Annotated in this window: 1 pseudogene; it reads left to right on the forward strand. The window is 43.7% G+C overall.

The annotated features are described in order from the left end of the window. A pseudogene (locus HC175_RS21860) lies at positions 1-332 on the forward strand (VWA domain-containing protein); the annotation flags it as partial.

A 332-nucleotide genomic window follows, 5' to 3' on the forward strand; every position in this document is an offset into this window, starting at 1 on the left:
TGCCGTCTGTCTTTAAAGACCTTTCTACTGTTTTTGAAGGTCAAACTGCACCGATTATCCTCATTACAGACGGAAATCAAACCGTAGGGGAAGAGTTTACTTATGCGGCACAACGCTTCCGGCAGCCTGTAATTCCTGTGGTAGTGGGAGACACTGCAAAATACCAGGACCTTAATATTTCCCGGGTCAATGTCAATAAATATGCATTCCTGAATAATCGTTTTCCGGTGGAGGTGATGGTGAATTACTCCGGAAATTCTTCCGCAGAAAGTACACTGCAGATCTTCTCAGGTAATACAGTGGTCTATTCCAAAGCACTAAAATTCTCTCCC

It is taken from the genome of Salinimicrobium oceani, assembly GCF_012037645.1.